12 protein-coding genes and 1 pseudogene are annotated in these 13860 nt (G+C 48.5%); 10 read left to right on the forward strand and 3 right to left on the reverse strand.

Annotated elements, in window-relative coordinates; all coding sequences use genetic code 11:
• Positions 1–292: 292 nt before the first annotated feature.
• Positions 293–475 (reverse strand): annotated as a pseudogene (locus C7R91_RS20000) (DUF3600 domain-containing protein); the annotation flags it as partial.
• A gap of 278 nt (positions 476–753) precedes the next feature.
• Between C7R91_RS20000 and C7R91_RS20005 the strand changes: the two are divergent.
• Entirely contained in the window at positions 754–2991 is a 2238-nt protein-coding gene (locus C7R91_RS20005) for a hypothetical protein (RefSeq protein ID WP_047074039.1), read from the forward strand.
• A 10-nt stretch (positions 2992–3001) separates the two neighbouring features.
• On the opposite strand, the gene C7R91_RS20010 is transcribed toward C7R91_RS20005, so the two are convergent.
• On the reverse strand, positions 3002–4936 hold the full coding sequence (locus C7R91_RS20010) for an ABC-F family ATP-binding cassette domain-containing protein (RefSeq protein ID WP_047074041.1): 1935 nt from the start codon (positions 4934–4936) through the stop codon (positions 3002–3004).
• A gap of 107 nt (positions 4937–5043) precedes the next feature.
• Between C7R91_RS20010 and C7R91_RS20015 the strand changes: the two genes are divergently transcribed.
• From C7R91_RS20015 to C7R91_RS20040, 6 genes are all read left to right on the forward strand, one after another.
• A complete protein-coding gene (locus C7R91_RS20015; RefSeq protein ID WP_047074043.1) occupies positions 5044–5622 on the forward strand; it encodes a 5-formyltetrahydrofolate cyclo-ligase in 579 nt (192 codons plus the stop codon).
• 131 nt (positions 5623–5753) lie between these two features.
• Entirely contained in the window at positions 5754–6269 is a 516-nt protein-coding gene (locus C7R91_RS20020; RefSeq protein ID WP_012684262.1) for a MogA/MoaB family molybdenum cofactor biosynthesis protein, read from the forward strand.
• The gene (locus C7R91_RS20025) at positions 6263–7264 is read left to right on the forward strand and encodes a molybdopterin-binding protein (RefSeq protein ID WP_047074045.1); all 1002 of its coding nucleotides are present in this window, start codon (positions 6263–6265) and stop codon (positions 7262–7264) included. The genes C7R91_RS20020 and C7R91_RS20025 overlap by 7 nt, the downstream gene beginning before the upstream one ends.
• 61 nt (positions 7265–7325) lie before the next feature.
• Entirely contained in the window at positions 7326–7691 is a 366-nt protein-coding gene (tatA, locus tag C7R91_RS20030; protein ID WP_047074047.1) for a twin-arginine translocase TatA/TatE family subunit, read from the forward strand.
• Between the two features lie 21 nt (positions 7692–7712).
• The gene (gene tatC / locus C7R91_RS20035) at positions 7713–8489 is read left to right on the forward strand and encodes a twin-arginine translocase subunit TatC (protein WP_047074049.1); all 777 of its coding nucleotides are present in this window, start codon (positions 7713–7715) and stop codon (positions 8487–8489) included.
• 103 nt (positions 8490–8592) lie between these two features.
• Entirely contained in the window at positions 8593–9012 is a 420-nt protein-coding gene (locus C7R91_RS20040) for a hypothetical protein (RefSeq protein ID WP_047074078.1), read from the forward strand.
• Positions 9013–9078: 66 nt separating this feature from the next.
• Here C7R91_RS20040 and C7R91_RS20045 read toward each other — a convergent pair whose 3' ends face one another.
• Positions 9079–10398: a CAP-associated domain-containing protein gene (locus tag C7R91_RS20045; protein ID WP_047074051.1), complete on the reverse strand. Its 1320-nt coding sequence runs from the start codon at positions 10396–10398 to the stop codon at positions 9079–9081.
• Positions 10399–10662: 264 nt separating this feature from the next.
• On the opposite strand from C7R91_RS20045, the gene groES reads away from it, so the two are divergent.
• The 3 genes from groES to C7R91_RS20060 all read left to right on the forward strand — a co-directional run bounded on the left by groES (position 10663) and on the right by C7R91_RS20060 (position 13649).
• Entirely contained in the window at positions 10663–10947 is a 285-nt protein-coding gene (groES, locus tag C7R91_RS20050; RefSeq protein WP_007721023.1) for a co-chaperone GroES, read from the forward strand.
• Positions 10948–11002: 55 nt separating this feature from the next.
• Positions 11003–12634 (forward strand): chaperonin GroEL, encoded by a 1632-nt coding sequence (groL, locus tag C7R91_RS20055; RefSeq protein ID WP_047074052.1) that lies wholly within the window; start codon positions 11003–11005, stop codon positions 12632–12634.
• Between the two features lie 232 nt (positions 12635–12866).
• Positions 12867–13649 (forward strand): HAD family hydrolase, encoded by a 783-nt coding sequence (locus C7R91_RS20060; protein ID WP_047074054.1) that lies wholly within the window; start codon positions 12867–12869, stop codon positions 13647–13649.
• Positions 13650–13860 lie beyond the last annotated feature (211 nt).

The raw sequence follows: 13860 nt of genomic DNA on the forward strand, positions 1-13860 counted from the left end.
GGGGGGAAGAAGCGCATTTCCAGTCTACGCTTCGGCCTACGCCCTGCAAGGGGTTAGACTATCCGCTCCGGATTGAATGTCGGGAGCGCTTCAAACGTAGAAGTTTCGATGAAGTAGTTCATAAGTGAAGCTGAAATTCCCCGACATTCAATCCTACGCTGAGGTGGGCTCCAGAGGCGCTTGGACTGGAAATACGCTTCTTCTTACGGGACTTTGATCAACATTTGAATACAATCCAAACCCAAAAATACTGAGAGACCATCCAAGATGGATAGTCCCCCAAACAGATTCCTTACTTGCCACCCTTCACTTTTGCAAAATAAGGTGCTGCTTTTTCACCTAATTCTTTAAACTGCTTCAATTCCTCCGCAGTAAACTGTTCTTCATGTACGACTCCATTTTTATCCGTAACCTTCATTTTCATATCAATGATTTGCTTCATAATCGCAAAAAACTTCTCGAATTCCACTGCCGAGAGCTTCCTCTTGCTTCATGCAAGAAGCCCTTCATGGGGGCCCCTCCAGAACGTATTACACCCCTATATTCGCTAACAGAGGCAAAAAGGTTCAGTTGTTTTCGTTTATTTCACTATGTTTATCCACATCATAGGATAACTTTCTGGATTGTTCACATGTACTCCTGTGAATACTGGTGATAACACGAGAAAATGACCGGGAAAACCGCATATACTCTGTGGATTGTTCTGTGGAAAATGTGGATAAAAAAGTCGAGTTATCAACAGGAGGGAGACTCGTGAGGAAGAAACTCGCGCTGATTTGCTTATCATTCCTGATATTGTTTCTAGCTACAAATATAGGAAAACCGTTGATAGCAAAGGAAAAACAACAGGTCATCATGCTGTTTGTGGAGGGGATGTCGTTTCATGATCTGGAGCAGCTCAAAAAGTTATCTATTGTGGATAAATGGTTGGATGGTGCAGGAGCTGGGGCTCTTTCCATAAGAACACCCGGATCGCGCACAGCCGCAAACGGCTACTTGCTTATGGGGAGCGGCGGTCAAGCGCTTTACTCTGATAAGAGTGGGACAGGCTATCATCCGTATGAAGTGCTCTCGTCCAGGGAAACAGCCGGTGAACGGGCGCAAGAGCTAGGCAGTGATCAGGCGCAGGAGGTGGCGCGCTCCTCGATCAATTTTCCGGGAATTTTCCGGCTCTTGGCAGATAATCGGGAGAAACCATATTCTGCGCAAATTGGGCTCCTTGGTACCGTGCTTGCAGCAAATAATATTCAGGTCGCTTTATACGGAAACGGTGACTATGAGGATATCCGACAGAGACATGCCGTTCTGTTTGCGATGGATCAGGAAGGAAGGGTTCCGACAGGGGACATTTCGGCAAAAAGTATGGAGCTCCTTCGTGGCTATCCATACGGGATCAAGACAAACTACACGTACCTGCTTGAGAAAATCCACCACGAGCGTCAAGCGGGCTTGATCATTGCTCAACTCTCAGATTTATCCCGGTTATACCAGTTGAGTATGGATATGGACACAGGTCAGTTTACCCGGCAATATCAGCGCGTTTTGCGAGACTTGTCCCTTTTCCTTGACCAACTCCTTGTGGAACTTAAACAACACCAGCGCATTGTATTGGCATCGCCAGCCGTCAATCATGTGGCGACAAAAGAAAAGGCTCTCTTAACTCCCGTTTTAATCTGGGGAGAAAAAGAGAGTGGAGTTTTGACATCGGCTACCACGAGGCAGTCGGGATTAGTCAGTGGACTCGATATGGTACCAACCGTACTGTCTTGGCTGGATGTACCCGTACCAAAAGGGCTGGCTGGTCATGTCATACGAATCGAAAAAGGGAATGGTCTCACTGCCATACAGAATCAGGTAGGCGAAATTCACCATACATATGCGACACGGTCAGCAGTGCTCTATACCTATGTCATGCTGCAGATTGTCATTGTAGGGTGTGCGGTAGTTCTCTGGTGGTTTGGGCGGAAGAGAGAAGGGGCAGGACTTTTGCGGCTTCGCAGAGGAATACGTCTCGCGCTGCTGGCTTTATTGTGGTTTCCTGCATTGCTTTTGGCAGAGAGCCTGCTCGACTGGCAGGTTTCAAGCGCGGTTGTCTTGGGGGGACTCATCATGACTGCCTTGATCGCGGCTTTTTGGCAGGAAGCCCATGCTCTCCCGCGAATCGTGATGACGGTTAGCGGGGTCACGACAGCCATTCTGCTGGTGGACGGATGGACTGGCGCTCATTTGATGCGGCAATCGTACCTCGGGTATGATCCAGTAATCGGAGCGAGGTTTTACGGGCTAGGAAATGAATACGAAGGGGTCCTGATCGGCAGCACGATCATGCTTGTGGCTTCGCTGTACCAGAGGATGCGTGGGGGACAAAAAGAGCTAAGTCGGGAAAATAAATGGTTGCCTGCTGTTTCCGTAGCCATATACAGCGTCGTGCTTTATTACATGGTGGCACCGAACCTGGGAACAGATGCAGGCGGTTTTCTTGCGGGGCTGATTGGATTTTCCGTGGCATTGTCACGGCTTGAGGGCTGGCGAATCGGCAAAAAAGGCCTCCTGCTGTTGGCAGGCGGCCTGGTTATGGGTGTATGCAGTTTGATGGCGATCAGTCTCATGTCAGATCAGCCCTTGACCCATGTAGGACGTCTTTCCCAGCAGATTGTACATGGGGAATGGTCCGAGGTAGGGCAGATGATTGAACGCAAGCTGGCGATGAATCTTCGCTTGATTCGCGTTTCCATTTGGAGCAAAGCATTTGTCGTTTCTCTGATTGCCCTAGGCGTTCTCACCTTGAAGAATGACCGCTTTTTGCACCATCTGGCGAAGGACACGCCTTACTTGGTCAAAGGCTTTGCTGGCGTCATTGTCGGGGCACTGGCTGGGCTGATCCTAAATGACTCTGGCATCGTTACAGCAGCCACCTGCATTACCTTTCTGGTGGTTCCTGCTCTCTATGCCGCCTTGGAGGAGCCTGCGCAGGAGCGCTGTTCTACGTAAAGGGGAACAACTACTCCTCTGATAGCGCGCTCCACTCGTCATACAACTGCTCCAGTTCTTCTTTGGCAGCATGGATTTGATCGTTGCGTTCTTTTGCCTGCACATGATCACTATAAATTTCCGGAAGACAGAGCTCTTCTTCCCATTTGACAATGTCAGCCTCTCGTTTTTGGATCGTGACCTCAATCTCTTCCAAACGGCGCTGGCGTTGACGTTCGCGACGTTTCGCTTCCTTATCGAGCTCATAAGAGGATTTCTCAGGCTGTGCCGCTACGGTACCGCCTTGTTTTTTTGCGGGCAGCGCTGCTTGTTCGGCTGCGAGCTCTTCCAGTTCCTGCTTTTTCTCCACAAAGTAATCGTAGTTACCCAAATAGCTGGTCACGCCATCACCTGTCAGCTCTAGTACGCGGGTGGCAATCTTGTTTAAGAAGTAACGGTCATGGGAGACGAACAGGATCGTACCCGGATAATCGTAGAGGGCGTTCTCGAGAACTTCCTTGCTGAAAATATCCAAGTGGTTCGTCGGCTCGTCGAAGATCAGGAAGTTTGCTTGCTTTAGCATGAGCTTTGCCAGAGAGACGCGTGCACGCTCTCCTCCAGACAAGTCGCTGATCTTCTTTTGTACATCATCACCGCTAAACAAGAAGTTGCCGAGCAAGGTACGGACGTCCTTTTCCAGCATGTTCGGGTACTCATCCCAAATTTCGCCGAGCACCGTATTTCGTTCGTTCAGGTTACGATGCTCCTGGTCGTAGTACCCGATTGTTACATTGCTTCCGAAATGAATATCGCCGCGCAGCTTAGGCAACTGTTCCACAATCGTTTTTAACAGCGTCGATTTCCCGATACCATTGGGACCGACCAAGGCCACACGCTCCTCGCGCTCGATTTCAAACGTAAGGCCCTGAGAAAGGACAGCATCCGGGTAGCCAATCGCGACGTTGTTTGCTTTCATCACGATGGTGCCGCTCATTTTCGCCACATCAAAGGAGAAGTGGACCGATTTGTTGTTCATAATCGGCTTGTCCAAGCGGTCCATCTTTTCCAACGTCTTGCGTCGGCTCTGCGCTCGTTTGGTTGTCGTCGCTCGAGCGATGTTGCGTGCGATGAAATCCTCCAGCTTGGCGATCTCTTCCTGCTGCTTTTCGAATCGCTTCAAATCCTGTTCGAGCCGAGCCGCCTTTTCATCGAGGAAGCGGCTGTAGTTACCGACATAGCGGGTAGCGCGTGTCCGTTCGATTTCATAGACAACGGTAACGAGCTTGTCCAGGAAGTAACGGTCATGGGAAACTACGAGAATGGCGCCCTGGTAGTTTTGCAAATACGTCTCCAGCCAAGTCAGTGTCTCGATGTCCAGATAGTTCGTCGGCTCATCGAGCAATAGAATAGTAGGGGATTGGAGCAGCAGCTTGGCTAGTGCCAGACGAGTCTTTTGTCCGCCGCTCAATGTGCGGATCGGCGTTGTGTAATCGAAGTCCGCAAAGCGCAGACCGTGCAAAACTCCACGAATCGCACCCTCGTAGCTGTAGCCGCCTTTTTCCTTAAAGGCTTCCGAGCGGTGAGAGTAATTTTCCAACAGCTGCTGGTAACGCTTCTCATCAGCGAGAATAGCCGGATCGCCCATTTTGGCCTCGAGCTCACGAAGCTCCAGCTCTTCTTTTTGCAGATGGGAAAATACGGAGAGCAGCTCATCCCAAATCGATCGTTCCGATTCAAGGCCGCTGTTTTGTGCCAAATACCCGAGCGTAACATCCTTTGGAATGCGGATAACTCCTTTGTCGTAGCTTAGTTCGCCGGCGAGGATCTTCATCAGAGTAGATTTGCCTGCACCGTTTACGCCAACCAGACCAACCCGTTCCCCGGTTTGAATTTGCAGGGAGATGTCTTGTAGAATGGTTTCGATACCATACGTTTTTTCTATATGTTCAGCTTGTAGCAAAATCATCGGATTCACCTCTTTATATACTAATGCCAGTGTAGCCTAGAGAGAGCGCATGGGACAAGCCTCGTGGGAATGTCCCAAGCACGTTACGAAAGAGGGAAGAGGTTGTCATGAACCAAAAAATGAATAAAAAACAGCTGCGAAGCCATATTTTGGAGAGGCGCAAGTCCATGCCTGCAAAGGAACGGGAGCAGCTTTCCAGAGAAGCATGCGATCATTTGCTGTCTCATGAAAGGCTGGCTGATGCCAAAGCAATCATGGCTTTCCATCCTTTTGGCGATGAACTGGATATCCTGCCCTTTATACTTGAGGCAAAAAAGCGAGGCCAAGACATATGGCTGCCGCTCACCAATGTTGCCGAAGGACGTCTCATTCCCTATCGCTATACAGGACCGGACATGCTAAAGCAAGGCGTCTACGGGATTTGGGAGCCAGATCCTGCCCTGGCAGAGGAAGCGGACGTATCACATTTGGATGCGATCGTTGTTCCCGGCGTTGCTTTTGACAGCAAGGGAGGGCGAATGGGGTATGGCGGTGGTTATTATGACCGCTTTCTGGCAACGCTGAAAAAGCTCCCGTTCTTGGTTGGAGTCGGCTTCTCTATTCAGGTTGTAGAGCATGTGCCCCTAGAGGCTCATGATGTTTTGCTAGATGCAGTTGTCACCGAAAAAGGTCTTCTGCATTTTTGAATGTTTTGTGTCAGTAGCTTTTTCATGCCTTCTCCTGCCGCGAATGGTGCTATCCGCCAAGGAAAAACGACGAGACGTTTTTGACAGAAAAGTGTACAATACTATCGAATGAGAAACCGGAGGAATGTATCGTGAGCAAATGGAAGGTAGGCGTTATTTCTGCAAGTGATTCGATTGCCAGAGGAGATCGTGTGGACGATCGTATGCCAATCGTTCGTCATCTGACAAGGGAATGGCTTCAAGTAGATGTCGCTGTATACCGTGCCGTTAGTGATGATATGGAAGATTTGCAAGAACATATGATTGAGCTCGTAGACCGTGAAAAATGTGATCTGTTGATTGTTACGGGTGGCACAGGACTTAGCCCGCGTGACGTTACGCCAGAAGTTACGGCATGGGTCATTGATAGACCAGTTCCAGGCTTGGCAGAAGAAATGCGCCGTGCTGGTTTGAAGCAATCCCGTCGGGCGATGCTGACCCGTGCAGTTGCGGGAACGAGGGGGAACTCGTTGATTATCAACCTCCCTGGCAATCCGAAAGGTGTAGAAATCTGTTTCAATGCGATTGGTGATATGCTGTCCGACGCTTTGCACATTTTGCAAGGAACGGGAGAAGCCAATGAAGATTGGGGAGGATTGCATTGGTAGAAAAACCTCAGATGCGGGAAGTGCCAGTGCGTGAAGCAATCGGAATGATGCTTCCTCACGATATGACGCAAATTTTGCCTGGAGAATTCAAAGGACGCTTGTTTAAAAAAGGACATGTTGTCACCGAGGCGGATATTGAGCCGCTGTTGTCCATTGGCAAAGAGCATATTTACGTGCTGGAGATGCCAGAAGGCTACATCCATGAGGAAGAAGCGGGCATTCGTATCGCGAAGGCTGTTTCCGGACAAGGATTGACCTTGACGCCTCCTTACGAGGGCAAGGTTTCGATGAAGGCTGCGAGAACAGGGTTAGCCAAAATCAACGAGGAAGCTGTCCATGCGTTGAACAAACTCGAAGGCATTGCGTTCTCTACGATTTACGGCGATCAGATCGTGCATCCGGGACATACATTGGCGGCTACGAGAATCATCCCGTTAATTATGGAGGAGTCTCGAATCATCGAGCTGGAGCAACTGGCCAAACAGTTTGACGAACCGATTGTACAAGTAAAAACGTTTCAGGATAAAAGAGTGGGACTTGTTACGACAGGGGGAGAAGTTTTCTCTGGCAGGATTGCAGACAAGTTCGGTCCTGTGATTCGAAACAAGGTAGAAGCTCTCGGCTCTACTGTCGTAGACCAGCGCTTTGCGCCAGATGACAAGGAAGCGATCGAACAGCAGATCCACTCGTTCCTCGATGAAGGGGTCGATCTGATCTTGGTCACGGGGGGCATGTCTGTCGATCCAGATGACCGTACGCCGGGAGCGATTGCAGGAGTAGGAGCAGAAGTAGTGCGTTACGGTACACCGATGCTGCCGGGTTCCATGCTGATGATTGCTTACAAAGGCGAAGTGCCGATTCTCGGATTGCCGGGAGCAGTCATGCATGAAACGTTTACTTCCTTTGATGTATTTTTGCCGCGCATTTTGGCTGGGGAGCGAATTGTGGCTTCCGATATGACAAGACTCGGATATGGTGGTTTACGAAAGTGCTAGCTGGTTAGACTGGCAAATAACGAAAAGCAAACGACTTCACAAGAAAAAGGAGTGAACACGTATGAGCTCAATCGGGATTCCTGGATTAATCTTAATTTTAGTTTTAGCCTTGGTACTTTTCGGTCCGAAAAAGCTTCCAGAATTGGGGCGTGCGGTAGGTCATACTTTGAAAGAATTCAAAAATGCTACGCGTAGTCTGACAAGCGACGATGAAGACGACGATGAGGAGAAAAAGCGCAAGGAGCTAGCCGCAAAAGAAGCGTCTGCCAAAACAACGCCGGTAGTCTCTGAGAAGGAAGCAGCGGAGCGGGAGAGAATTGAACGCGAAGTTCGTGAAAAAATGGAACGCGAGCGCTTGGAAAAAGAAATCCGCGAAAAGCTGGAGCAAGAGCGCCTGCAAATGGAAAAAGAGCAGAAGAACGCGTAACAGGTAAGGTTGGTGGTTACCATGAAGGATCAGGAAATGACAGTGGTAGAACACCTGACGGAACTTCGCAAGCGCATCATATGGGTGCTGGCCGTGTTTATTGTCGCATTGATCGTCGGTTTTTTCCTCGCCGGTCCACTCGTGGATTATTTAAAGCAAGAACCGATTGCGGATGGCGTGCCCATTGTCTCGTTGCATCCGTCAGACGCACTTCGTGTTTACATGCAGGTAGCCTTTCTGGTGGGCGCTGTCATCACACTGCCTGTAGCACTTTATCACGTTTGGCGTTTTGTTTCCCCAGGGATGGAAGTACAGGAAAAGCGCGGGACGCTTTACTTCATCCCGGCGGCTTGTTTTCTGTTTATCGTTGGTATCCTGTTTGGCTACTACGTTGTTTTCCCGATGGTCATGCAGTTTATGACCAGTATTACAGCATCAATGGGCGCAGACCCGAACTACGGAATCGCGCAATATTTTGGCTTCATGTTTAATATGGTCATTCCGTTCGGGATACTGTTTCAGCTGCCGATTATCGTCATGTTCCTGACGAGACTGCGCATCCTCAATCCAATGAGGCTGGCAAAGGCACGACGCTACGCTTACTTTGCACTGGCTGTCGTCGGGATTACCTTGACGCCTCCTGAGATTGTCAGCGATATTCTCGTGATTATCCCTTTGCTGCTACTGTACGAGCTGAGCATTTGGCTGTCCCGCGTTGTTTATCGCAAGCAATTGAAAGAACAAGAAGCGTGGGAACAAGAATACGGCAGTTTGGAAACAAACGAACCCGTTCAATAACGAGCATGAGAGAAGTCTTCTGTCACGAGTGGCAGAGGACTTTTTTGTATTTCAGCAGAAATTGGGAAATACTACAGACGTTGTGATCTGGGAGGTGCTGAATATGTGGCTGATCGTATGCTTGGCGTTGCTCTTTTCTGGGAGTACTGCTAATGCCGCCGGACTGGGGGAGCCTATCGAACTGTTTGATACGGATAAGCAGCGCGTTGTGGCTAGCTTTGAGAATACAGCTGGCTTTCAGGAGGAAGCACAGCAGATTTTGCAAAGTGTGAGTGGACGGGTCTTGGAGTTTAATCCATCGTTGGATTCCGCCATGATCGTAAAAATTCCGCTAGTCCCTCCAAAGCCGATCAAGCTAAAATCCGCAAAGCTCGATGCGATGATTGCAGAGATGTTTGTCATCATGCCCAAAAAAGGGGAGCGTCGTCCGTGGCTGATTCTGCACACGAAGGAATATGAGACGGTCGTTGTAGAGTTTACGGAAAAAGTTGACCATCTAAGGGAACAGGTGAAATTGCGGTAGAGTGCACTTCTTCTTACAAAAACAAGCCCGGTCGTCCATAAAAAGCGACGAAACCGGGCTTTTCGATTATTTCATGGGAGTGAGGAAGGTTTGGGTGAAGTAGTCTGTATATACGCCCACTCCTAGCTGGGTGAAGCCTTTTTCGAGAACGTTTTTGCGATGGCCTGGACTGTTCATCCAGCCTTCATGGACTTCGATGGCATCCGTGTAGCCTGCTGCAATATTCTCTCCAGCCATACTGTAAGCGAGAGAGGCACTTTTCATGCGGTCAAATGGATTGCTCCCGGTAGTCGCAGAGATATGATCGAAGAAATTGTTGCCCTCCATGTCCATACTGTGTTTTCGTGCCACATCGGCAGCCTTTTCGTTCCATTGAAGGGGCGGAAGCTTGTATCGGTAGCGAGAGACATTGACCAGATCGAGGATTTGGCGCTCAGATGCAGCATCGACCTGCTCTTGTTCACCGACACGAAGCGGCGGGGGATCAAAATTGGGTGCCTGACCTTGATAGGTCCATTTCGTTTCGTAAAAACTGCCGCGCAACAGCATTTGCGTATCCATTATACGTACAGCGGTGACCTTGTTGCCATTTTGCTTGTCCAAGTAATAAATGTAGGGGGTGCCGTCTTTCATGACGAGAGGGCGTTGCTGCTTTTGATTGGTAATCTGGATTTGTGCCCCTTGAAAAGAGAAAGAAACAATGTTTTGAACATCCAACTGACGTTCCAGTGACTGCTGGCTGGTGCCGACTCCGATGTTTCCGAGCTTTGCTGTAGGAGCGAGCGAATATACATCGACGACTTTGTCATTTGCGATGCCGACTTGAATGTATCGCGCAGGGTCATGATTGTACACCCACCATTGATAGCCGAGACTGCTTGGCTCTTTGCGGGCAGGTTCACCTAACTGTTTGTGCACTTCCTTAGAAGACATCCCGAGAGCGATGTCAAAAATCGTGTTAGGCTTCTCCTCTCGAATCGGTGCTGCAGGCGGTTTGGCTGTTGCAGGCTTTTGGGGAAGCGACAGAGAGGCAGGGACTGCATCGGGTGTAGTCGGTTTTGCAGGCTGTCCGACGGAGAATACTGGAGAGTGACCGATCCAAGCAGTTTGGGAAGTTTCATCCCACCCGATAGGCTTATTCAAGTGGCGACTGATCAAGGACAGAGGTACATAAAGCGTTCCTTCGTATTCTAAGGAAGCTGGTATTTCCTTTCCTTCCTCCGTGTAATACCCGGGCTTTTCGCTTGTGACAATTTCACGGCCATCCCAATAGATGGAGGCGGAGTTAAGATTGACCCGTATAAAGGAAGTAGTATCCGAAGTGAAGAGACGGCTGATTCCGAAGACTCCCAGGGCAATTAAGCCAATCCAGAGCCATTTGTGCATGGAACAATTCCCTCCTTGGCGAGCTTGCTTGATTCTATGTTTCATTTATATGAGCGTGTCCAAATACTAGAACCTTTTTGCTAGAGAATGTAATTTGATAGGAGGAAGAGTAGTCAAGCAGTTGCAAATGGAAAAAAGTGAGGGAAACTACTTGCAAAGTACATAGTGATTCATTATTATAGGAATTGGGTGTTAGCACTCATAACAGTCGAGTGCTAACAACGTAAATTTGTTTACCTACATTTTTTGAGGAGGGTGTTTTTAGTGCTTAAGCCATTGGGTGACCGTGTGGTAATCGAAGCTATCTCCAAAGACGAAACGACTGCAAGCGGTATCGTTTTGCCTGATTCTGCAAAGGAAAAACCGCAAGAAGGCCGCGTAATCGCAGTAGGTTCTGGCCGTGTTGCTGACAACGGCGAGCGCATCGCTTTGGAAGTAAAAGAAGGCGATAAAGTAATCTTCTCCAAATACGCTGGTACTGAAGTAAAGGTGGACAACAAGGAATACCTCGTGCTGCGCGAATCCGATATCCTCGCGATCATCGGTTAAGGCTCTTGACATAGGAAGTCGAACGAATAAACACATAACAGGAGGTTGAGTTTAGATGGCTAAACAAGTCAAATTCTCTGAAGACGCTCGCCGCTCCATGCTCCGCGGTGTTGAAACTTTGGCAAATGCGGTTAAAGTAACCCTCGGTCCAAAAGGCCGTAACGTGGTTCTTGAGAAAAAATTCGGTTCCCCGTTGATCACAAACGACGGTGTAACGATCGCAAAAGAAATCGAGCTGGAAGACGCTTACGAAAACATGGGTGCGCAACTGGTTAAAGAAGTTGCTACTAAAACCAACGACATCGCTGGTGACGGTACAACAACTGCAACTGTACTTGCTGCAGCTATGATCCGTGAAGGTCTGAAAAACGTAACTGCTGGCGCTAACCCAATGGTTATCCGTCGTGGTATGGAAAAAGCAGTTCGTGCAGCTGTAGAAGAAATCAAATCCATCGCGAAGCCGGTTGAGAACAAATCCTCTATCGCTCAAGTAGCTGCTATTTCCGCTGACGATCAAGAAGTAGGTAACCTGATCGCTGAAGCAATGGAAAAAGTGGGCAAAGATGGCGTAATCACTGTTGAAGAATCCAAAGGATTCGTAACAGAGCTGGAAGTAGTAGAAGGTATGCAATTTGACCGTGGCTACGCTTCCCCTTACATGATCACTGACACTGACAAGATGGAAGCGGTTCTGAACAACCCTTACATCCTGATCACTGACAAAAAAATCTCCAACATCCAGGAAGTTCTGCCTGTACTGGAGCAAGTCGTACAAAGCGGCAAACCACTCCTGATCATCGCTGAAGATGTTGAAGGCGAAGCGCTCGCTACTCTCGTAGTGAACAAACTGCGTGGTACCTTCACAGCTGTAGCGGTTAAAGCTCCTGGCTTCGGCGACCGCCGCAAAGCTATGCTGCAAGACATCGCTGCTCTGACTGGCGGCGAAGTAATCACAGAAGAGCTGGGTCTGGACCTGAAATCCACTAAGCTGGAGCAACTGGGCCGCGCTGGTAAAATCGTGGTTACAAAAGAAAACACAACTGTTGTTGAAGGTGCTGGCGACAAGGCTTCCATCGAGAGCCGCGTAACTCAAATCCGTCAACAAATCGAAGATACTACTTCCGATTTCGATCGCGAAAAACTGCAAGAGCGTCTGGCTAAATTGGCTGGCGGTGTAGCAGTAATCAAAGTCGGTGCAGCTACTGAAACCGAACTGAAAGAGAAAAAACTCCGCATCGAGGACGCTCTGAACTCTACTCGTGCAGCAGTAGAAGAAGGTATCGTGCCTGGTGGTGGTACTACTTTGATCAACGCAATCAAAGCGGTTGAAGCGATCAATGTAGGTGGCGAAGAGGCTGTAGGTGTACAAATCGTACTCCGTTCCCTGGAAGAGCCAGTTCGTCAAATCGCTGCGAACGCAGGACTCGAAGGTTCTGTAATCGTAGAGCGCCTGAAAAAAGAAGCAGTGGGCATCGGCTTCAACGCTGCAACAGAAGAGTATGTAAACATGCTCGAAGCTGGTATCGTTGACGCGGCGAAAGTTACTCGCTCCGCACTGTCCAACGCTGCATCTGTAGCGGCTATGTTCCTGACTACAGAAGCAGTAATTGCTGACAAACCTGAAGAAAACAAAGCTCCTATGGGCATGCCAGATATGGGTGGCATGGGCGGTATGGGCATGATGTAAGAAAGCGGCTTGCCGTTTTCTTGAGAGAGGCAGACGAAAGTCTGTCTCTTTTTTATTTACCCGTTGATCTTTTTAAAGTGCGAAAAATTTAGCACCATTCCATTAGGCGTGCTTACACTATTTGAGGAGTGCGAAACGGTATGAAATGTGCTGTTTGCCAGTATTGACTATCTCAATTGCAATGATTTGTGTCCAAGCAGTTTATCGAGGGACTTACCTCAGGGGTGATAAAATGAGCAAGCGCTTGATTAGCTTTGATCTGGATGGAACTTTGATGCAAAACCCGTTTGGAGCGTGGGTATTTCCGGAGATTGCGCGTGTAATCTCTGGTCAATTGGGGAGAGAACACGACGTTGTTTCTGAAATGGTAGCCGAGCATGAGCAGCGTATGTCCCAAAAACGCTATGTAGAAGCGTATGATTGGGATGATATCCTTGTTAGTAGATGCGATGCATGGTGTATAGAAAAAAGGGTTGATATTGAATCGTTGGTGCGGAAGCACTCTGTAATGCCCAAGGTTTATTTGCTCGAGGATGGAATTCTCCAGGTGCTCGAGGAGATAAAGAAGCTTGGTTTTTCATTGGCAGTGGTCACAAATGGCTTTTACAAGTTTCAGGCACCAGTAATGAAGGCATTAGGCTTGCTAGATTATTTTGATGAGATCATTACGCCAGAACGAGCTGGTACCGGCAAGCCTGACCCAGCTATTTTGCAAAAACTGCAGGGAGAAGTAATTGCTCATGTAGGAGATCGCTTGGATCACGACATTCAACTTGCTAACCGCAGTCATGTAACTTCTATTTTAATAGAGCGAAATTTGCCAGAGGAATTGCTGAAGCTCCAACCGCAGATGCGCGCAAACAATCACGGAATGCGTTTGTTCTGCTTGGAGAAGTTGAGAAGAGAGTGCAAGAATCCATTATTGTTAGAGCTTCCAGAGCTTCTAATGCCGCGAATGGTTATCCGTTCTATGGGAGAATTGCTGTCTGTTCTGGATGAACAAGCGATGGGATAAAATTCTAGGTAATAATGCTTGCGTTTTTGCTTCCGGCTTGGTATGATAACTCTTGTCGCTTTTGAAGGGAATTTTAGAGAGAATGAAAAAAACTTCGAACTTCTAAAAATAACCCTTGATTTTTAAAAGAAGATCTGATATAGTTTAAAAGGTCGGCGCCACAAGCGCTAACGACGAAAGAAATGAACAATATGCTCTTTGAAAACTGAAC

Origin of the sequence: Brevibacillus formosus, from assembly GCF_003013405.1 — a bacterium.
Classification (GTDB): Bacteria; Bacillota; Bacilli; order Brevibacillales; family Brevibacillaceae; genus Brevibacillus; species Brevibacillus formosus.